Source organism: Micromonospora vulcania (genome assembly GCF_042658605.1).
In the GTDB taxonomy this organism is placed as follows: domain Bacteria; phylum Actinomycetota; class Actinomycetes; order Mycobacteriales; family Micromonosporaceae; genus Micromonospora; species Micromonospora vulcania.
Genome location: NZ_JBHSQS010000012.1, coordinates 103,538 through 124,648, shown reverse-complemented (window position 1 = coordinate 124,648; position 21,111 = coordinate 103,538). Strand labels below are relative to the sequence as shown.

Annotated in this window: 14 protein-coding genes; 6 read left to right on the top strand and 8 right to left on the bottom strand. The window is 68.3% G+C overall.

The genetic code is table 11. From position 1 onward, the window contains the following. Positions 1 to 16 precede the first annotated feature (16 nt). Both ACFQGL_RS21075 and ACFQGL_RS21070 read right to left on the bottom strand, forming a co-directional pair. On the bottom strand, positions 17 to 2,059 hold the full coding sequence (locus ACFQGL_RS21075) for a hypothetical protein (protein ID WP_377513907.1): 2,043 nt from the start codon (positions 2,057 to 2,059) through the stop codon (positions 17 to 19). Continuing rightward, positions 2,056 to 2,313 carry a hypothetical protein gene (locus ACFQGL_RS21070; RefSeq protein ID WP_377513906.1) on the bottom strand — a complete coding sequence of 86 codons (258 nt, stop codon included), beginning with the start codon at positions 2,311 to 2,313 and terminating at the stop codon, positions 2,056 to 2,058. The genes ACFQGL_RS21075 and ACFQGL_RS21070 overlap by 4 nt, the downstream gene beginning before the upstream one ends. A 267-nt stretch (positions 2,314 to 2,580) precedes the next feature. Between ACFQGL_RS21070 and ACFQGL_RS21065 the strand changes: the two genes are divergently transcribed. The 6 genes from ACFQGL_RS21065 to ACFQGL_RS21040 all read left to right on the top strand — a co-directional run bounded on the left by ACFQGL_RS21065 (position 2,581) and on the right by ACFQGL_RS21040 (position 5,624). Then, a complete protein-coding gene (locus tag ACFQGL_RS21065; RefSeq protein WP_377513944.1) occupies positions 2,581 to 3,417 on the top strand; it encodes a helix-turn-helix domain-containing protein in 837 nt (278 codons plus the stop codon). Then, a complete protein-coding gene (locus ACFQGL_RS21060) occupies positions 3,414 to 3,638 on the top strand; it encodes a DUF397 domain-containing protein (protein ID WP_377513905.1) in 225 nt (74 codons plus the stop codon). Before ACFQGL_RS21065 ends, ACFQGL_RS21060 begins: the two co-directional genes overlap by 4 nt. Before the next feature lie 397 nt (positions 3,639 to 4,035). Continuing rightward, complete coding sequence (locus ACFQGL_RS21055) at positions 4,036 to 4,299, top strand: hypothetical protein (RefSeq protein ID WP_377513904.1); 264 nt, start codon at positions 4,036 to 4,038, stop codon at positions 4,297 to 4,299. Between the two features lie 2 nt (positions 4,300 to 4,301). Beyond that, positions 4,302 to 4,562 carry a hypothetical protein gene (locus ACFQGL_RS21050; protein WP_377513903.1) on the top strand — a complete coding sequence of 87 codons (261 nt, stop codon included), beginning with the start codon at positions 4,302 to 4,304 and terminating at the stop codon, positions 4,560 to 4,562. Continuing rightward, a complete protein-coding gene (locus ACFQGL_RS21045) occupies positions 4,559 to 5,215 on the top strand; it encodes a hypothetical protein (RefSeq protein WP_377513902.1) in 657 nt (218 codons plus the stop codon). The genes ACFQGL_RS21050 and ACFQGL_RS21045 overlap by 4 nt, the downstream gene beginning before the upstream one ends. A gap of 1 nt (position 5,216) precedes the next feature. Next, a complete protein-coding gene (locus ACFQGL_RS21040; RefSeq protein WP_377513943.1) occupies positions 5,217 to 5,624 on the top strand; it encodes a hypothetical protein in 408 nt (135 codons plus the stop codon). Between the two features lie 264 nt (positions 5,625 to 5,888). Here the strand turns inward: ACFQGL_RS21040 and pglX are convergent, their stop codons facing one another. From pglX to pglW, 6 genes are all read right to left on the bottom strand, one after another. Further along, positions 5,889 to 9,386 carry a BREX-2 system adenine-specific DNA-methyltransferase PglX gene (gene pglX / locus ACFQGL_RS21035; RefSeq protein WP_377513901.1) on the bottom strand — a complete coding sequence of 1,166 codons (3,498 nt, stop codon included), beginning with the start codon at positions 9,384 to 9,386 and terminating at the stop codon, positions 5,889 to 5,891. 34 nt (positions 9,387 to 9,420) lie between these two features. After that, positions 9,421 to 11,118 (bottom strand): DUF262 domain-containing protein, encoded by a 1,698-nt coding sequence (locus ACFQGL_RS21030; RefSeq protein ID WP_377513900.1) that lies wholly within the window; start codon positions 11,116 to 11,118, stop codon positions 9,421 to 9,423. 14 nt (positions 11,119 to 11,132) lie between these two features. Next, on the bottom strand, positions 11,133 to 12,014 hold the full coding sequence (locus tag ACFQGL_RS21025) for a hypothetical protein (RefSeq protein WP_377513899.1): 882 nt from the start codon (positions 12,012 to 12,014) through the stop codon (positions 11,133 to 11,135). Further along, complete coding sequence (locus ACFQGL_RS21020; protein ID WP_377513898.1) at positions 12,004 to 13,323, bottom strand: AAA family ATPase; 1,320 nt, start codon at positions 13,321 to 13,323, stop codon at positions 12,004 to 12,006. Before ACFQGL_RS21020 ends, ACFQGL_RS21025 begins: the two co-directional genes overlap by 11 nt. A gap of 86 nt (positions 13,324 to 13,409) precedes the next feature. After that, positions 13,410 to 16,685, bottom strand: coding sequence for a DEAD/DEAH box helicase (locus tag ACFQGL_RS21015; RefSeq protein ID WP_377513897.1), 3,276 nt, complete (start codon positions 16,683 to 16,685; stop codon positions 13,410 to 13,412). A 60-nt stretch (positions 16,686 to 16,745) separates the two neighbouring features. Then, positions 16,746 to 20,876: a BREX system serine/threonine kinase PglW gene (gene pglW, locus ACFQGL_RS21010; protein WP_377513896.1), complete on the bottom strand. Its 4,131-nt coding sequence runs from the start codon at positions 20,874 to 20,876 to the stop codon at positions 16,746 to 16,748. Positions 20,877 to 21,111: the final 235 nt, after the last annotated feature.

Genomic DNA, 21,111 nt, shown 5'->3' with positions numbered 1-21,111 from the left:
CCGAGCGGCGCCCGTTTCACAGCCGCAGGGCGGTGACCGCGTCAGCCATCGTGGCAGCTCGGGCGAGCGGGTGGATGGCGTTCCGCTCGGTCAGCCAGAGTTGGCATCCGGCGCGGGTGAAGCGGGCCGTGACGAACTGGCCGGCGTAGTGGTGACCGAGCCGGCTGAGCAGCGCCGTCGGGTCGGCGACGACCGGCGGCACGGCGAGCCCGGGCACGGGTACCGGCTGGTCCGGGTCCCGGGGCACGGTGGCGAGCAGGGCGTTCTCCAGGTATTCGAGGCAGTCGGCGACCGCTGCCTCCAACGATCGTGGCAGCGCCGGATCCGGTTCGACGGGGGCGTCGGGGTGGACGACCCGCACCCGCCACCGGTCTCCGTGCAGGCGCAGCGGGTCGGCGGCGTTGCGGCGGTAGTCGCAGACGATCACCTCCAGGGCCAGGTCGAGCCCGAGTGCGAGCCGGATCAGGTCGACCAGCGGCGGCCCCTCGGGCACCTGGGCCAGCACGATCAGCCGAGCACCCGGTAACCCCCGCGCGGCCCGGGAGACATAGCAGCCGGCCGGGTCCATCCCCGGCCCGTCGACGGTGACGATCCCGTCGAGCAGGTCCTGGTCGAGGCCGTGGCAGCCCACGTCGTCGACCGGGGTGAGGTCTTGTGGGCGTACCCCGAAGGTGGCCGCGAGGCGCGCGGCCCGATAGTGGCGGCGGAGCTGGTAGACGGGCTTGCCGCCGGGTTGGGTGGCGACCATGGTCGCCGGTTCGCCGGCGGCGGGTCGCCACAGCTCGTGCACGGCGCGGGACAGGTCGGTGACCGTGACGGTCAGCGCGGAGTAGATCCGCCGGCTGTCCCGGCAGGTGTTGCAGGCCAGCGCCGAGGGGGCCATGCCGGCGCCGCCGCAGCGGGCGCAGTCCGGGTCGGCGGTCGGGGAGCCGAGCAGGCAGAGGCAGCGGCGCAGCCGGCTGTCCGGCCGACAGTCGGGGCACTCCCACCAGTCGACCGGTTCGCCCCACCAGGCCGGGTCGGGTGGCTCCCAGGCCCGCAGCAGCCCGGTAACCTCTCGCCGGACGACCTGGCCGGTGTTCCGCTCGTGCAGCTCCTCGCTGCTGCCACCCTCCCGCAGCCGGGTGTGCCACCATCGGCTGTCGCGCCAGACCGCCTGTGCGCCGGGCGCGCCGCTGGCCAGGTCCGCGAAGACCCGGCGTTCGACCTGGTCAAGGTCGACCGCCACCGGCCCGGTCGGCGCACCAGAGGCCAACCGCACGGTGTACGCGGGCGCGCTGAGCCCCCGTTCGTCGAGCCGGTACATCGCCTCGGCGACCGTGGTGACGGCGACGGCGGCAGGCAGGTTCGCGCCTCTCGTCCGGGCCTCGACGGGCACGGCCGCGCCGGGCAGCTCGTAGCGGACGTCCCAGGAGGCCTCGCCGTAGTACCGGCGGACCTCCACCACCAGGTCCAGGTGGAGCAGGTCGGCCAGCGCGCAGAGCTGGCCCAGGCGCCGCGCTGGCTCCGGGGGCGGCGGGTTGGCGGTGGAGCGGCCGAGGTAGACCTGCCACGGGCTGTGGTCCTGCCCGGCCAACACCTCGGCCTCCAGGGCGTACCGCTGCGAGGCGGGCAGATCGGGCTGCCACCTCCGGGGCAGCCAGAGCACCGGGTCCTGCAGGGCGCCGTCGATCAGCCAGTGGTCGCGCAGACCCTGGACGCCGACGGCGTCGGCCAACTCCCGCGCGATGGGGGCCAGCGGCACCCACCACCCGCCGCCCCGCTCGGGCTCCGGCCGGAGTCCACCGGGCCGCAACCGCCGGGACGCGGCGAGCCCGGTGTCGAGGTTGACCACGGTCAGCACCAGTTCGGCCCGCCGTCGTCCGCGTCGCGCGCAGGACAGGCAGGGCACCGCGACGCTGCCGTCGCCCTGGCAGAGCTGGCAGTCGGAGTACGGCTCGTCCGCCAGGTCGTCCCAGTCGACGATCAGCCGGTTGCCGCCGCTGGTGCACTGGCACTGCCGCACCGCGAAGGCGAGCCCGGCGCAGTCCGGGCAGGTGATCACGGGTACGCCGCTCATCGCCGTCGCACCACCCGTCGCGAACAGGCACCGTCGTGGTCGGCCCGCAGCAGGCAGCGCCGACCTTCGGGCAGCCGCCGGTCACAGAAGACCCAGTGGCGTACGTTCTGGTCGTCCTCGGCCGACACAGTGGTGCCCTCGGGGTCGAGCTGCGGCAGCACGTGCGCCCAGTGCGCCACCACCCGGGCGAGCCGCTGGGCGGACGGCAGATCCCCGGCGACCACCGGCAGGTGGATGACCCAGCGGTCACTCATCGGCCTTGACTCCAGTCGCTCTCTCTGACTGGCCCGCAGATGAAGACGTGCACGACCGACCTGCCTCTCACCGTCGAAATTGACCTGTGAAGTGGGTGAGCCCATCGACGCGCCGCGCAGGGCAGCCGCATCGGCCCGCACCGGTGAACCGATCACACAGCCGACTCGGGCCCTCACTCATCGTGCAGTGAACTCATCCCTTTACGCAACTCCCGATTTGGGATCAGGTCATTGCGTGTCGCTTCCAGTCAGTCCACACTGGTCGGCATGACTGGAAGCCCGACCGTCCGCCGACGGCGCTTGGCTGCGGCCCTCCGCCGCCTTCGTGAACAGACCGGGATGACCGCCGACCAAGCGGCGAAGGAGATCGGCATCTCGAAGTCGGCTCTCAGCCGAATCGAGAACGCCCAGGTCTCCGTGCTGCCGCCGGTTGCGCGCGGCCTCCTGGAGCTGTACGGCGTCGAGGGCGAGGAGGTCGACGCACTCGCCCAGGTGGCTCGGGACGCCCGCAAGCGTGGCTGGTGGCAGGCGTACGACGACGTGCTGCCGGACTGGTTCGAGGTCTATGTCGGTTTGGAGGCCGAGGCTTCGGAGATTCGTGCCTTCCAGCCACAGCTGATCCCCGGTCTACTTCAGACTGCTGATTACGCTCGCGCCGTGATCCGGGCCGAGCACCCGGACGCCCCCGCCGACGAGGTAGACCGCCGAGTTGAGCTGCGGTTGCGCCGTCAGGCGAGCGACAACCCGCCAAAGCTCTGGGTGGTGCTCGACGAGGCGGCTCTGCGGCGGCCGACCGGCGGGGCGGAGGCGTTCAAGGCTCAGCTACGACGGTTGATTGAGGCGGGTGAGCGCCCCGGCAACACCGTGCAGATCCTGACCTTCGCCGCGGGCGAATACGGTTCGATGGGCAGCGCGTTCAGCGTGCTCGCGTTTCCCGAGCCGGCCGACCCCGGGGTGGTCTACATCGAGACTCGCGCCGGTAGCCTCTACCTCGAAGGCCAACAGGTCAGGGAATACAGCCGAATCTTCGAACACCTGGTCGCCACGGCGGCCAGCGCTCGCAAGTCGCGCGACCTGATCCAGGGGGCGATCGACGAGCGATGAGAGGACGGCACGCGGTGGAAGAGATCGTCGCGGTCGGCGTGACCTGGCGGAAGAGCACCCGTAGCAACGGCTCCGGTGACTGCGTAGAGGTCGCCGACGACTTGTCCGGCCTCGTCGGGCTGCGCGACAGCAAGGACCCGGCCGGCCCGGTGCTGACGTTCGGCCCGGCCGCCTGGTCGACCTTCGTGGCCAGCGTCAAGCTGGAGACGTTCGCCAACTGACACCAAGCCCCGAATGGAAACCGCCCGTCGGCTCGAACTCGTTCGCCCACCGGGGTAGCAGGATCCATCCCGGCAACTAACTATCACGAGCGGTATGACACACAGTCATAATTATGACTGTGTGTCATACCGCTCGTCGGCACCGCTACCCAACGCCGCGCAGCGCGCCCTCGCGCGCCCCGCCACGGTCCCGCCTCGCGGATCATGGAATCGTGGCAGGTGACAAAAGGTCACGCAATGCCCTTTCCAGGCACCACAACCTCATGATCGCTCTCGGCAACGGCCGACGGGCGGATCGACGGGGCTGCGGGGTGTCGCTGGTGTCGGTTAGTGTTCGTCCCTCCACGGAACGTACGGCCCCAGATCGCGCCCCCACGCAGTCGACCGGGAGGACGGCATGTCCAGCATCGAGCAAGTGAAAGCCGCGCTCGCCCAGGCAGCCGACCAGAGCAACACGACGGCCAACCAGATCCGAGCTGCCATCGAGGGCACCGAGCAGGTGCTGATCCGGCTGCGCGCAGTGGCTGCCGGCACGGGCCACCCGACTCTCGCCGAAGCTATCGCGCGCGCTGAACAAAGTAAGCAGCGGTTGGTTGAAGCCGCCACCATCCTGCAAGGCAGCGGCCAAGCAGCCCGGCAGTACATGAGTGTGCTGGGCTGACCGTGAGCATCGGCGAGATCAAAGCGGCCCTCCGCGAAGCCGACTACTCGCTCGACCAGGCCGTCGCCACGATCAAAGAGATCGGCACCAAACTCGACGAGGTGACCGGCCTCGCCCTCGCCACCCTGCACGACAGCCGGCACGCCGAGGCGATCAAGGCCCGCGCTGACCTCACCTCCGCTAAACGAGAGGTGGAACTGACCCTCCGAACGATCACCGTCGTCCAGGACAACGCAGGCAGCTTCCGGGAATCGCTCGGGTGAGCGGACTCCTCGCCCAGGTCGTGGCGCAACTCAACTCCGCCATCGAGCAGTTGGACGCCCTCGCCGTCAGAGCCGGGCGTGCCCAGCAAGACGTAGCCGACGGTCAGAGACGACTTCGCCAGCTCAGCGGCGGTAGCGACAACCCGCAGCTACGCCAGGCGGTCAATCAGAGCGGCACCGCCGTCGACAAGACCGGCCGACTCAGCCGCCTGACCGGCAGAGCAGCACAACACCTGGCCAACTACGTCAACGTGATCGCCCCCGGCTCGGTCCCCGCCCGCGCCGACGGAGACCGCGGATCGCCAACGGGTGAGCGTCTGGTCGCAGAGTCAGAGGGCAGGGGCAGCCGGGCCGAAGCCTTCCTTCGGCGACACGTGAAGAAGGCGGACGAGACGGAGGGCAACCTCCAAGACGCCGAGAAGGCCACCACGGCCGGGTTTCGTGAGTTGATGCATGAGATCAAGGGCGGACCCGGCGGCAGTACGACCTCCACCACTGCTCCCCCGCCCGCCCCGCCGGCAAATCAACCACAGTTGGAGCACCCAGTCAGCTCCGTCATCATGGCAGCCGGGGCCATAGTTGTCGGCGTTAAGGGCTTGTGGAACATGATCAAAAAACATCGTGAAGGGAAGCGTCGTGACGATAAGTCCTGACATGGTCGCTTACATCCGCACCATGGTGACCGGCGACCACGCCGAGAACGACCGCATCGAGGCTCGCCTCGACAGCCAGGGCTGGGAAGGTTTCCCCACGCTGCTCGGCGCGGTTTTCTACCTCGCGGTCGACCGGCGATTCCCCAACGGCGCGGGCCCGGACGAGGTGATCCGGTTCGTCAGTCAGATGAGAAGCACGACGACCGGTGGCCCGGAGACCGATGCAACCAGTGCCGAAAGGTTGATCAACGCGGCCCTCGACCCGAGCATCGACACAGACATCGACCCCAAGGTCGCGGGCCGCATCCAGGGCCTGACCATCCTGCACACCCTCGGCGGCAGGGCGATCTCTGACGAAGATCTTGATGCGCTCCTAACCGAGGCATTGGACCTGGCCAGCCGCATCTAATGCCCGGCGACCAGGCATTCGGCGAAGGTACGCTCCCACGGACCCGGAGGAGTGCAACTCCGTGGGCAAACGCCCCTACTACTGATCCTCTCGCCTATCCAACTCGCGCACGATGAACCGCGCGCGCCTGTGCCTCAGCTTCAAGTCCTCCCAGACCCTGCCCCCGCTCACGGCAAGTAGAAGCACCAAGAACAGCAGGCAGGGCGAGGAGCACAGCAGAAGCGTGGTCATGTTTGGCGACAGTAGGGCATGAGACGCTCACAATCAGGACAGTGATGGCACGCCGCGCAGCAGCGCCAACGCGGAACGGTCGGAGCTGAGCTGGGCCAACTCGGCGTTGATGAAGTCGGTGAAGAACTCGGCCGGTGACCCGGGGTAGCCGGCCTGCTCACCCGAGTGCCATTGATGCAGCCACAGCTCGACCTCGACCAGCCCGGCGAGCAGCGGCAGCAACCGGTGCGCCGGCCACGCCTCCTGCGTCTTTCGGTCAAGGTAAACGGTGGCGAGCGCCTGCGCCTGCGCCAGGTGATCCCAACCAGCCCAGCCGAGCAGTTCGCTGCCGTCGCTGTCCCGCCCCGCCTGCGGGTACGAGATGAACCGCTCCTTCGGCACGTCGAGCTTGCCGCGCGCCTTCCAGTACGACGGCCGGACGAAATCCGCCGACGTGTACTTTGGCGGCACCTCGATGGTGACCTTCTCCCCCGCGTCCTCCCGACGCTGCAACGCCCAGGTCCGCTCCCACTGCGCACGCTTGCGCAGCCCGGCCGGCTTGTAACGCTGCGCCGGCAGGTACGGCACGTCCTCGTCGGCGAGCAACTGCCCCAGCGTGCGAGTCACGTCGTAGCTGTCGTGCCCGACCCACAGATCCAGCACCGCCCGGAAATCCTGATCACCGCTGACCCGATCGGCGAGCTGCGCCACCGACAGGGGCTTCGGCTGCCCGGCCCACAGCTCCGCGGACTCCAACCGGTCGAGCAGCCAGTCCCGCAGCGCGGCCGACTGCATCTTCTCCCACCCATCGGTGGACCAGCGCCGCTTGCACTCCGGCCGCTCGATCAACCCAATGTGCCGGTTCGCTTCGATGGTGGCGATCCGCCGCTCCACTAGCGACCGGTACTCCGCCGGCCAGTGCGGCTGCGGCCGGTCGATCGGCTTCGACCCGTGCCGGTTGAACCACTCGGTCTGCGCCCCGCTGGTGTGCAGCACGATCTCGAAGGCCCGCTCCCCCAACGCCAACTCCGGCGGGTCGGCGCAGGTAAGGTCCTCGTCGATCAGCCCGTAAAGCCGGTAGACCTCCCAGTCCAACTCCTCCTGCAACGCGATCATCCGCGCCCGCACCGAGTGATACTCCGCCTCAGCCTCCGCGAGCCGCTGCCGGGTCGGCACCCCCGAAGCGGCAACCGCCGCCGGGCTCAAGCCAGCGAGCCGCTGCGCCAGCCCATCAAGTTCCCGAGCCCGCCCCAACGGGTACGCCAACGGCAGCGGAAACTCCTCCAGCTTGGTGCCGGTGAACTCGTAGAACCGCTCCCATTCCTGACTCTTGAAACCCTCGTTGACGCCTTGGCTGCCCTTGTTGTGGCTCACCTGCTTGAGCCAGAAGCAGGCGGTAGAACTGTTCAGCACCCCGAGCAGCCGCAGGTGATCGTCCTCCGTCGCCCCCTCCGGCAACTTGATCGCTGGAGCAGTACGGTTGAAGACCTTGCCGCCTCGATCCAACACAAAGTGGTTATGAGTCGCCACGAATGGAAACGCAATCGATAGCGGCACCCGATACCGTTTCGGAAAGAACATGCTGTGATCGAACCAACGAAGTCCGCGCTGCTCAGGGGTCTGCTCAAAGTCCACACGAAGACGCAGTGCCGTTCTGTTCGGCCAGTAAAAGTGCTGTTCACCCTCCGTCAACTCGCGGGGCTGGCCCATCTGATCGTAAGGAAAAAGCGTCCACGTTTTCGCCGAGAGCGCGAAGTCACGAACGTCTTCCCCCGGGACGACTGGCAACCCGGCAGCAAGCAGGCCTCTCGTCCTGAGCGCCACATTACGTGCATAGTAGGCGTCGTCAAGTCCGGTGTGCGTCGTCCGGCCGACGACTTCGATACTTTCACCTAGCCGAAATTCCTGGTCTCTCGCCAGGCTAGTCAGCAGGTCAGCGGAACCTCCTCCTGACAGGCTCCACGGATGGGTTGCGAGTTGACTGCGGGAAAGGTTTAGGACGCTGATCCAATCAGACTCAGAACCGGCGTTGTCGATCTGCTTGACGACCGCCTGCCATACCAGCCCATCGGCGGCATATTCTGGAGCCGACGGTTCACCCCGAACGCCGAGGGCAGTACGCAGCGTGGCTGAACGGCGGCGCTTGTTCGCACGGCCGACAAGGATCACTGTGGGCGTGCCATGGCCGGGGATGTAGGCGCCGGATGTATCGATAACCTCTGTGAGTTCGACCTCGTGAGCGAAGTAGCCCTCGATCAGCTTTTTGCCGAATTCGCGCTTCATGAAGGCGTTGCCGGTGATCTGACCGACATGCCCAGCGCCATCGCCGTGTTCGTCAGACCACTTGGCCAAATCGAAAAAGCGCTTCGCAAAGGGCACGGTCAACGCATACTGCCGGTGACAGACGGTCGGATAGATGCTGCGATAGAGTTGGTTGCGGGCCGAGTCAGCCACGGTGATGTACGGCGGGTTGCCGACCACCACCGTGTACTGGTTTTCCCGCAGGTAGTCCTTGAGGAGGTCTGCGTCTTCGCTCTCGTACGCGAAAACGGCCTTGCCCTCGATCTCGGCGAGCAGGTCACCCTGCGCACGGGAGCTGAAGTCTCCCCACGGCAGCAGTGAGTCGCCGGTCGCCACCCGGACCGGAAACGCGGGCGTACGTTCCAGCTTGGTCAGGCCGCACACCTTCATGGCGGCGATCAGCAGTCGGAAGCGGGCGATGGCTACCGCGAAGCCGTTGATGTCGACGCCGGTGACCTGGCCAAGCGCCCGTTCGGCGAGCACCTTCACGTCGGTGGCCGGTTCCCGCTCCCGCCACTTACCCACCAGTCGGTGGAACGCGCCGAGCAGGAAGTGGCCGGAGCCGCAGGTCGGGTCGATGACGCTGGTGGCGGCGAGGCCGAATTCCTTGACCGCTGGCTCGAAGGTGCGGTCGAGAATGAACTCTTCGACGAACTCCGGGGTCTGCAACAGCGCGTACGTCTTCTTCGCGTGCGCGGACATGTCCTGGTAGAGGTCGCCCAGGAAGCGGGTGTTCAGATCCGGTCGACGAAGCGAGACGGCGCCAGCGCCGCGCCGGAAGAAGTCGCTCAGCTCCTCGGCGGCCGGGCCGGAGATGTGGAACCGCCACAGCGGGTTGTGCCGCCGGTCGAAGATCTTGCCGGTGGCCTTCAGTTCGGCCAGGTAGCCGAACGCCTCCCACAGCCAGTGCCGGTCGTTGTGCCGGGGGTTGGCGATCAGGTACGCCTGCCGGTGCTGCACTCCCCGCTCGGCTGGCGCGGCTGGGTCGGCACCACCGATCCACAGCTTGTCGACCAGCCCGTTGTCCTCACAGAACCGGACGAACACACAGCCGAGCACCCAGGCCACCGCCGCCTGGTCGAGCACGTCGTCAAGCCAGGTCTCGAAGCTGCCGCCGACCCGCTGGGCGGCCTGCGCCGCCGCGTACTCCTGGCGCAGTTCCGCCCGCAGGCCCGGCGCCTCCGCGACCTGCCCGCGCAGATCCTCCACCAGGCTCTTGACCTGCGCTTGCAACGCCTTCAGCTCGATCACCGCCAGATTCTAAGGCCGGACACCCCCACAGCCACTACTCCGAGTCGTCGTCGGCCACGCCTTCGAGATCATCACCCAGTCCGAGCCCGATCTCCTCGGCGAAAGCCCGCAGCCGGGCCTCCAGTTCGCGCGTACGGTCGGCAACGAAGAGCGTGCCGTTACCCTCCTTGAGCCGAAACCATGCCGACAAGGGAATGGCATGGCTCTCCAGGATCCGCCGGGCACCAGCAGATGAATACGGGCTCGTGGGATCGTGGTCGAATAGCCCGCCGCCTTCGGCAGGCAGGTCGGTCAATGACTTCTCTAACCCGAGTCCCGCGACAGTGGGAAAGACCAGCTTGTTGGCGGGCCGGGAATCCCCGGCGACTACTGAACGGTACGCCTGGGTCGCGCCTGAGGAGAGTAACCGGGCCACGTCGAACTCCTGGCCGATCCCATTCAGGCGCTTGGGCAGCTCGGTCGTCTCCCACGCGACAAAGGCCAGAGTGCGAGCACTGTTCAGGTTGAAGGAGTCGGGCATCGGCTGGACAGCCCCGGTGTCGAGGCTCAGCCTGACCCGCCGCGCGGCGAACTGTTGCATCTCCTCGAGAGCCGAACGAAGAACCGTCGAGTTGGCACCCGCGAAGGAGCCAGCCCAGGAGGTGCCCCAGAACCAGCGCCGCAGCTCGAACCACTGATCATCGTCCGGCTCCGGGCAGTGATGAAAAAACTTGGCCAGCACCACGAGTTGGTGTGCGTACGGTAGGAACCGAGCCAACGGGAGACCAACGGAAATTAGAAATTCGACCGTGCGGTGCACCGCCTGCTCCGCTGCGGGAACGGCATCGACCAACCGGTTCTGAAGTCGCTGGGCCATCGCCTCCCACCGCGGCGTCATCACGTCCGGCTCATCGGCGACCGCCAGGACGACGCGGAAAACTGCCAGGCGAGGCAGCTCACCGAAGCCGGTGGTGGCGACCGACTCGACGATGTCGTCAACGCGATTGGCCAGCGTGCGCTGACCTGGCCGGTGAGTCAGCGCCGAGATCACCTGATCGGCGTCCATGCGTACGCCTTTGCGGTTGAGCCTGGTGTAGACCTCCACAGCCTGCTCCAGGTCACCGCCCTTGATCCTTATCAGGCTGAGCTTGTAGCCCTTGATTCGCTGAACGACCCGATCCGCCTCGCGCACCAGCCGATCCGCCTTGTCCCGCCCCACGCGATATTCCAGGTTCCGCGAGAAGTTCAGGAAGTCGAGGGTGCTGGCCACTGAGCGGACGGGGAGGAAGTTGTCCGGTGCCGGAGCGGGCGGAGTGCCGGCTGCACGGTGGTGGCGATAGCGCTCAGTGTCGCTCCTGGGCGACAGGTCACGGTAGATCCGCCACTTCCATTCGCGCTGATCGTCAGGGCGAGGCGGACGACCGAGGCGACGGAGGACACCAAAGAGCGTGGAGAGTCGTTGGTGTCCGTCCAGCACATAGGACACCACCTGCCCCCCAGGTGGATCGTCGACGACGACGTCGCCAACTTGGTCGAGCGACTCGACCTGCCTAGTGGTCTCCCATAGCAACAGACTCCCAATCGGGTAGCCGCGCTCGACGCTGTCGAACAGGTCAAGCATCTGCTCAGGCCGCCACACGAATGGCCGCTGGAAGGCCGGCACCCGCAGCACGCCGGCGGCAACGTCATCCAGCACCGCGTCCAGGTGAAGGACGGCAGGCTCGAGTCGACTCTCGCCGCGCTCACTCAGCATGTTTTACCAGTGTCCTAAAGGATCTCGTGGATCATTGCCAGCACCTGCCGCAGCTCGGCCACCACGTCAGGTCCCAGCTCATGGAAGTCGGCTTCGGACAACATCAAGCCCTCCGGCATCAGCGGAGAGGGCATCTTCCCATCCCTGCCCACGAAGTGAACCTTCAGATGTTTGTATCCGCGCTGCTGCGGGACCATCCCCCGAAGTTCCTTGACCTTATCCGTGCGGTGCGGGAAGTGCTGATCCCACACCTGGAACGGCACATAGTTTTCGACCATCCGCCAGGTGAGCATGTGCACGTGCGGCACGCCGTCGCGCTGCGCCTGCCGGACCTTGGCGTCGTTCGGGCTCGGTTTGGCGACGTCGTCTCGGTCGCTGTCGAGCAGCATCGCGACCCGAATGATCAGCGAGAAGTCTCGGCACTCGTCCGCCGCCAGGGCCGGCATCTGCCCGGTGCCGCCGCTGTGGCAAAACTTCAGCCAGCGCTTTCGAAGCGCGTGGACCACCCGCTCGTCGTCGAGTGCGGCAGCCATCGCCCGAACGAAGCCGCCATCGCCGATTCTATTCTCGACCACCAGGACGGCAGGCTTGCCCAGGTCATCGGCGGCCGCCCCGACATTCTTAGCCGTCACGGTGAAAGCTCGTCGGCTTTGCGGCCGAGTGACTGCCGGTAAGCCACGGTCTGCTGCCGCCTCCACCGCCTTCGTAGCCCAAAGCTTCAGATCCGGCCCTTTGATCTTGGCTGCGTAGAGCGTCGCCACGAAGGTTGCGGCGCGTACCGCTGCCGGGCTGGTCGGCGACCAATCGTGACGTCCCCTCGCGACGAGCTTGAGGATCTCGATCACCGGGAGGTGGTCATCGCCATCGAAGACCTCAGTGTCGATGTCAAGAAGCATCGTCAAGTCGCTCCATCTGGGCGGCAGCGAGGGCTCGGACCTCGTGGTAGTCCTGCGAGAAGTAGCCATCGGGCCAGGTGTCGTCGAGGTTCCCTAGCTCATCGATATCGACCCGACGAACCACCGAGGCGCCGTCCCGCTGCTCGACTACATACACCCGCACCATCTCGGCGGAGATGTCGTTGTGCTCGGCAATCCGGCGGCGTAGTCGCAGCAGCAACGTCTCGCTGTGCGTCTCGATGAGGAACTGCGTCCCCGTCGCCCTGGCGGTGTTGAGGTATAGGTCCGCTAATTCGGCGTGCGCGGCCGGATGCAGGTGCATCTCCGGCTCCTCGATGATCTGCAATGGCGCGCGGTCCGTTGCGCCGCGCATCTCGTCGAGGGCACACTGCACCAGGATCGGCAGCACCTGAGCCAGGCCGGTACCCGCGTCGGCCAGGTTGACCCTGACCGCGCTATCCCGCCGAACCAATACGGTCGACCACAGGGTGCCGTCCGGGATCTCGGCGATCCGCCAGTCTGGCACGATCGCTTCCAAGAGTTCGTTGACCCGTACTACCAAAGCGCCACCCGCTCGCCGGGCGTCATCCGCGAGGATGCCCTGCATCCCTTCGCCCTGCACGCCCAGCAACTTCGGTGCCCCGAGCGGCAGTCGGTGCTGGCGCGCAACCCGCTCCCGATAAGGGCTGAGATACCGGATCGGGCCGGGACTCAGGTCGAAGTCGACGAGGTCGGTCAGTCCGGGCGCAGCACTCAGGTCCGGCACGAGCCCCTTGAAGGCGACCGGCCGGACAAACCGCTCTCGTCCAACCTGATCGATTTCGTACTCCAGGAGCTCGCCCTGACGAATCTGAGGCAGCGGAGTGACGGCGATCCCGTCGATGTCGGGTGTTTCGCGCCGACCGGACGCGACCAGCCGCGATGAAACGAGCATCGCCGTGATCTGGGGTGACAAGATGTCCAGGCTCGACACGATAGCGCTGTTGATGCTGTCGAGGTACTGGATCTCAGCCTCGAGGGCAAATCTCGATCCGCCCTCGACAACCAGTCCGAGCTTTATCGGCCGACCGGTGAGATGATCATGGTAAAGCTCTCTGAAGTCGTCCACGGTGTCCGGCCCGAGCCGGTCAAGGTCAAGCGGTGCCGTGCCGGTGGTGTTGAATCCGGTGGCGATAACCAGCGGCGCGCGGGTCAACACGCTCTTGCCGGAGTTGTTCTTGCCGAGGACCACCGTAACCGGGGCCAACTCGATCTCCTGCCGATCCCGGAAGCAGCGGTAGTTCTCCAACACGATCTTGCGCAGCGACATTCCTAGATTCTTACCACAGCCCGTAACAAGCCCGGTGCCCTCAATGTGGCGAAGTTGGACAGTTCGTTGACGTCCGGCTGTGCCGCTTACTCCAGCAGGCTCTTGATGTCGTTGACGGTGAGCTGCGCGGACCCGAACTCGCCCCCGTCCAGGACGCTGCTGAAGAGCTCCGCCTTACGAGCCTGCAACGCCATCACCTTCTCCTCAATGGTCTCCTTGGCGACAAGGCGGTACACCATGACGTTGCGGGTCTGGCCGATCCGGTGCGTGCGGTCGACCGCCTGATTCTCCGCGGCCGGGTTCCACCACGGGTCGAGCAGCAGGCAGTAGTCGGCCTCCGTGAGGTTGAGGCCGAAGCCGCCGGCCTTGAGGCTGATCAGGAAGACCTGTTTGTCGCCCCTCTTGAACCCGTCGATGACGGCCGCCCGGTCCCGGGTGGTCCCGTCCAGGTAGCTGCAGGTGATCCCCGCTGCCTCGAGGCGCTGCCGAGCCGCGTCGAGGAAGCGGGTGAACTGGCTGAACACCAGGCTCCGGTGCCCCTCGTCGACCAGGCCGACGATCCGTTCGGTGAGCACGTCCAGCTTCGTCGCCGGCACGTTGGCGTGCTTCGGGTCGACCAGCGCCACGTCGAGACTCGCCTGCCGGAGCAGGGTCAACGAGCGGAAGATCTCGAACCGGTTCTTCTCCAGGTCACCGAGGAGACCGAGAACCTTCTGCCGCTCCCGCTGCAGGTACGCCTGATAGACCCGGCGGTGCCGGCGGTCCAGCTCCACCTCGATGACCTGCTCCTGCTTGGCCGGCAGGTCGGCCGCCACGTCCGCCTTCCGTCGGCGCAGCATCAGCGGTCGGATCCGGCGGCGCAGCTGGGCGAGTCGCTCCGCGTCCCGCTCCTTCTCGATCGGGTTGCGGTAGTACTCGGTGAACCGTTCAGCCCGAGGCAACAGCCCAGGTGCGGTGATCGAGCAGAGCGCCCAGAGCTCGCCCAGGTGGTTCTCCATCGGCGTGCCGGTGATCGCCAGCTTGAACGGGACCGGCAGCAGCTTCGCGCAGCGGTGCGCCTGGGACTGCGAATTCTTGACGAACTGCGCCTCGTCCAGGATCAGCCCGGCCCAGCCGAGGCCGCGATAGTCGTCGTACTCCAGCCGGAACAGCGTGTAGGAGGTGACCACGACGTCCGCACCGGCCACCGCCTCGGCCAGCGTGGCGCGACGTCGCGCCGCGGTCTGGTTGATCACTCGGACGGCCAACTCCGGAGTGAACCGGGCCGCCTCGCTCGCCCAGTTGGCGACGACACTGGCCGGGGCGACCACCAGGAACGGCGCCTCGGCGCGCGCGTGGCAGATCAGTGCCAGCGTCTGCAGAGTCTTGCCGAGCCCCATGTCGTCGGCGAGTACACCGCCGAGGCCGTGGTCATGCAGGGTCGCCAACCAGCGGAAACCATCCCGCTGGTACGGGCGCAGCTGTGCCCGTACCCCGGCGGGGACCTGCTGTTCGGTGGTGGGCGTCGCCTCGCTGAGCGCGCGGACCGACCGCTGCCAGGCCGCGGCCTGGCCGGTCACCTCACCCAGCTCGGCCAGCTCGTCCCAGAGCCCGGCCTGGAACCGGCCGACCCGCAGCACACCGGACGGGGCGTCGGCGAGTGCCCGGGACTCGGCGATCAGCTCCCGCAACTGTTGGAACTCGGGGCGTTCGAGTGCGAAGTAGCTGCCGCTGGGCAGGATGAGGTACTGCTGGTCCTGCGCCAACGCGCCGAAGAGGTCGGCGAAGTCGACCTGCTCCCCACCGACGGCGACCCGCACCGACAGGTCGAACCAGTCATGCTCGCCGGGCTCGCCCCCATCCACGAAGGTGATGGTGGGCGCGGCGTGCGTCTCCTGATAGTCATCGAGCACGCCGTCCGACGCGGTGACCAGCTCCACACCGTCGAGTTCGGCCAGGCGCGGCACGACATCACTGAGGAACCGGATCAGGGCGTCGCCGGCGAGGCTCACCGAGGCCGCCAACCGGGCCCCGGCCGACGACGGCTCCAGAAGCTCGGGCGCGGCCTTGGCGACCAGGTCGACGACCCGTCGCAGCAGCTCCGCGCGGCGCTCGTCCGCGACGGCGGCCACCCCGTCCCACAGCGGCTCGGGATGACGTCGGCCACCGACGAGCCGATGCCACTCCCAGCCCACTCGGAGACGCTGATCTGGCTCGGCGGTCACCGTCGCGGTCAGGGTGGCCGGCCCAGCCGGCGGAAGCTGAACGGCCGGGTCGGCGGCGAACACCTCCACCTGGCGGAGCAGCTCTGGGTAGAAGCGGTCGAAGAACTGCTGCTCCTCGGCAGCCGGAATCCGGATCGGCGGCCCGGCGAGCGCCCGCACCATCCCCGGCAGCAGCGGCCCGGCCAGCGGCGCCAACCAGAGCGCCGGTACGCCGGGTCGGCCGTCAGACCCGCTCAGCTCCGCGCGCCCGGCGAGGCCGTGCGCCGGTTCACCGACGAGGAGTACGCGCGACACGGGGATCGGCGCGCCACCGGCCGACAACGTCGGTACCAGCACCAGCTCCCCATCGGCCCGACCGACCTGCACCGAGAGCCGGGCCGGGCGACCCACCACGACCGGCCCGGCGCGCTTGCCGGCCTGCACCAGCGGTAGCCCGGCCTCCTCCGCCTCAGCCAGCAGGTCCCAGATTCGACGGCTGGCGAACTCGTGCAGCACGATCGCCCGCCGGTGGGTGTCGTAGTAGTGGTCGAAGCCGTCGGTGCCCGTACTCGCCAGTCGGGCGATCTCGACGAGCAGTCGGCGGTGCCGCTCCGTGCGCGTCGACCGGCCGAAGTAGGTGTAGTTCAACGTCGACCAGCTGACCCCGGACCGCACCCAGCCGGTACGGCCCGGCACCACCGGCCGCAGCTCGACCCGGAAATCGGCCGCATCGTCCGGGCCCTGAGAGACGACGTCGAACTGCAGGCCGAGACCGGGCGGCTCCGACTCGACCACCGACGGTGGCGGGGCGACGTCCCGGACCAACGCAGAGAGCGCCCGCTCCCAACTCGCCGCTTCCCGCGCGCGGCGAGGCCTCCGGGGCGCGGGCGCGGCGAACGTCGCAAGTACCAGCGCGGCAGGGTGGGCACAATCGGCCTGCCCGCACGGACACAAGCCATCCAGCGCCTCGACAATGCCCTCGGCGCCCGACCGCACCGTCGCTGCCACCCATCCGGCTCCGCTGCCGCCGAGTCGACCGTGCGCCTGACCGGTCTCCGGATCCCACTGCACGTCCAGCAGCTCGCCACGCTCGAGCAACTGGCGCGCGCGTACGAAGGTCCGAGGGCCGACAAGCTCGTAAAGCGCAGCCTCGGCCTGACTCAGGGCGAGTTTTGCCACAATCGATCCCTCCACTGGCTTACCACCGCCTGGGTCGTCCTGCCCGGCACCGCTGACTGATCACGCGCTTGGTCGGGGCGTCAGGGCAGTTGCTTCGATCCAGTCGTCGGCCAGCCAGATCGACTGACTGGCCGGTGATGTCAGCGGCAACTGCACCCCGTCCAGCACCGCCGGATCAGGTCGACGGGCCGGCACCAACAGCAGCCGGGCCGCCGGCCGGGGCCGGGTCGGGTCGGCCAACTCCTGGAGCAGCACGAGCTGCCCGTACCGGGCCAGTGGCGCCGCCTCGGTGATCAGCACCGGCCCGTCGGCTGCGGCGATCGCCTCGCTGACCGCCGGCACCACCTGGTGCCGGACCAGATCCACGAGGCTGCGGAAGTCGGCATCCAGCGCCGAGCCGTTGTCCGCCGCGACGATCGCTTCCCACGGAAAGCCCAGTGAGCGCAAGCGTTCCAGCAGGATCGCCGTGACATCCACCTCGGTCACCGACAGCCGGGCCAGCAGTGCCCGCCGAGCCGGGCCGAGCCGCCGCCATGGTGCCAGCACCGCGAGGAAAGCCCGCCGCTCGATGGCCGAGGCGAGTTTCTGGCCCACCTCGTCGGTGGCGGTCGGCCCGAGCAACGGCGCGTGCGTGGTTGCCATCCGGGTGCCGGTCACCGACGCGAGGGTGCTCTCCGGGCCGTATACCCGGTCCTGCGGATGCCAGGTGAGTGGCACCTGGGCCGTCGCCAGCAGGTCGGTCAGGATGGGCCGGTCCGGCACCCGCTCCGCCCGAGGAAAGCGGCTTCGCACCCGGTCACGGATCTGCTGCGGCCCGAGCCGCTGGCCGATCAGGCCACCGACCGACAACCGCACCGCACGCTCCGCCGACATGCCCACCGGATAGAGCTGCCCCTGCGCGTTGACGTCGACCCGGTCGTTGCTCCCGACCGCCGCAAGTTGCAACAGCCGCAGGTCGGCCACCACCGGCATGCCGGCCGGCAAGGACAGCCGGCGTAGGTCCTCGACGGCGCGCTGCCGGGTCGGCAGCGGGTCAGCGTCAACCAGATCGACGGCGCGGTCGCCCAGTTTCACCACGTACCCGAGGAAATCAGCAGCGGTGACGTCGGACGCCGGGTCGTCCGGCTCCCGACCGGCCAGGACGATGCCAGAGCTACGGAACCGCTGGATGGCCAGCCTGGCGTCCCCGCCGGTGCTCAGCTCGGCCTCGACGGCGGCGCGGACCAGCCCGACGGCCTGCGGCAATCGCCTCGGCGCAGCGGTGTAGGAGCCGCGTGCCGTGATCAACGACTGGGCCAACTCCTCGGCGGACATCACCCCGCCGCGGGCGTCGAGCAACGCCACCAGCTCGTTGCGCACCGCCTCCAGTGCGGGGTTGGCCAACCAGGTCTTGGCCTGCGCGCTCAGCAGCTTGGAGATCTGCGGCTGACTCCGGCCGGTGGCTCGGGCTGCCTCGCTCTGGGCCGGCCAGCACAGGAATGCGCCGTCCTCGGCGGGTGCCTGCCCGAGCAGCACGGCCACCGTCCGATGGTTGCGCGATGTGGTGGCCGGCAGCAGGGTCACGCAGAGCGCCTCCACGCCCTGTGCCAGCGGCTGCTCGTCGGTGGGAGTCGGCTCGCTGTCGCCGGGCAGCACCGCGCGCAGCGTCCGCGCCTGGGCGAGGATCTCCTTGCGGGTGGCGTCCGGCACCCCTTTGGCCCTGGTCAGCGCCGACGGCTCGGCGTCCAGCAGGTCCCCGACGGTGTGCATGCCGAGCCGCTCCAGCGCCGAGCGGGCCCGCGCGGTGAGCTCCGTCACCTCCAGCGGTGACTCACGGGTCAGCCCCACCACCGCGGGCAGCGGCCCGACCGGCGTCACGGCCGGTTGCGGGATCTGCTGGAAGATGGCCCGCCAGGCATCGGTCATCTCGTCGACCGTGTCGAACCGGGCCGCCGCGTCCCTGGCCAGCGCCCGGCGGAAGAACTCCACCAGCCGGTCGGCCACAGCCGGGTCGAACGCCGCGGGGTCGAGGGTCACCTCATCATTGACCACCACCGGGTTGGCGTTGTCGCCCCACCGTGGCAGGGTGCCCGTCGCCATCTCGTAGAGGACGACGGCCGCCGCGAACCGCTCCGCCGCCGCGTCGTAGCGCAGCCGGCGCGGCGGGCCGAGGAACGGGTCCAGGTAGCCGACGGTCCCTGCACCGATCTGGTCGGCGGGGCTCGTCGACAGCGAGAAGTCGAAGACGCAGAGGTGTGGCTGCTTGTCCTTCGGTCGGGGCCGGGCCGCCAGGTTGGCAGGCTTCAGGTCACGGTGCCAGACACCCTGCCCGTCGAGATAGTTGACGATGTCGAGGAGGTCCCGCCCGTACCGCTCCAGCAGGTCAAGCGCCAACCGGCCCCCGCGCAGCTCCTCGGCGAGGGTGCGCGACCCGGCGCTCTCCATCAGCAGGGCGGTCCGGCCGCCGACCCGTACCGGGCCCTTCACCAACGCCGCCACCTGGGGATGTTTCAACCCTTTGAGGGTACGGGCCTCAGCGGTCAGTCGTTCCTCGTGCTGCTCGTCGCGGGCCACCTTCAACACCAGGGGGCGGGACTCCCCCTCTCGAGCAACCAACAGGGCGACGGCGGTAGCACCGGAGCCGAGCCTGTCCTTCACTTCCAGGCCGCCGTCGAGCACGTCCCCGCGATGGGCGGAGAGCGGGTCGGTGACCGGCTCCGGCTCCGGTGCGGTCAGCTTCTCCCAGACCTCTTCGAGGTCGCTGCGGAAGCGGGAAACACTGGGTAGCCGGTGCGCCGGGTCACCCCGGGTCGCGTCGTAGATCAGGGTGACCAGCCGGTCCGGCATTCCATCGACCGCGACATCCAGATGCAGACCACTGTCCCGGACCGCGTTGACCAACTCCTCCGGCGTGGCGGCCGGCACCACCCCGGCGAAGATCCGGTACGCCAGCGCTCCGAGCGCGAACACGTCGAGCTGGTGGCCCGGCAGGCGGGTGGCGTTCTCGGCCTCCGGCGCCTGATAACGACGGACCTCGTCATCGAAGAACAGCTCCAGGCTGGCCGGATCGCTCGACGGGCCCAGGCGGGTGAGCTGAGTCGTGCCGGCCAACCGGCCACCCGTCTGCCAGTCGGTGACCACCAGTGTGGGGCGCGACCCGTCCGGGTCGCCGACATAGATCGCACGGGGCGAGAGCGCCCGGTGGGCGAGCCTGCGGGAATGCGCATAGTCGACGATCTCGGCGAGATCCTGCACCAGCTGCAACCGCTGGGCCAGCGTCAACGCGTCGCCGCGCCGGAGCAGCCACTGGTCGAGGCGTACCCAGTCCTGCTGATGGTCGAAGATGACCGCCGGGCCCCACGAATGCTCAACCAGGTCGTGCGCCCGGGCCACCCCGGGGTGGTGGATGCCCTGCAGCAGGCGGAACTCCCGCTCCGCCGCCTTACGGATCGCCGGCACCTCGTGCTCGGCGGCCCGGCTGGTCAGGTAGAACCGCACCCGACGCACCAGCGAGGTGTCCAGCGCGTGCCCGGCGAGGAAGTCCTGCCAGCCGAGGCCCTCCGCGAACGGCTTCGGGTGCAGCAGCAGTTGGCCGACCTTTCGGTCCGCCACCGACGGCCGGATCTTCGCGCCGCGCACCAGCTCGACGATCTCCCGGCCGCGCGCCTCGTCCACCAGATGATCCGGATTGCGGGGCAGAGCCAGCAGCAGCTTCTTCAGACCGGGCAGACCGGAGTCGTGCCCCTCCAGCCCATAGATGTGCTGGCTGCCGATCGCATCGAGGTCGGCCCGCATCGCCCTCGCGTGGAGGAACACGGCGGCCCCGACATAGGGTGTCTCGCGCTGCCGTCCGTGCTGCTTCGCGTAGTAGCGGATCAGACTGGCCAGCCGTTTAGCCTTCCGGTTGGCCAGAATGTACGGGTTGTCCTCGGGGATGAGCCGGGAGTTCGGCGCCCGCCGCACCCACTGGGTGCCGTCGCCGCGGATCTCCCCTTGCCAATGCTTCAACTCCAGCACATAGAGCCCGCTCGGGGCGAGCACCAGAGCGTCGACCTCGTTGATCGTGCCGTCGGCGCCGACGAACTCGACGTTCGTCCAAACGTGGTACGGGTCGCCGTCGGGCAGGTAGCCTGCCAACTCACGCAGCCCGTCCTGCTCCCAGACGTACGAGCTGGAGTTGATCTGCTCCCAGCGCGGTGAATCCTCCCGCATTCGCCGACCCCTCCGCCCTGGCCATCCATGTTCCGGCTCAGTCTGCGCACTTTACCTTTTCGGCGAATGATCAGCGGCGACCCGCAGGCTGCGCACTTGGAGCGTCTGGTCAAACACCCTGGGTATCACTAGATTTCACGCGATGCCTTCCCACCCCTCCGAGACGTCGATTTCGGTCCGCTAATCGACGTGATCGAGTGCGGCCGGTCGGAGCTCGGACAGATGTTCAACCGAC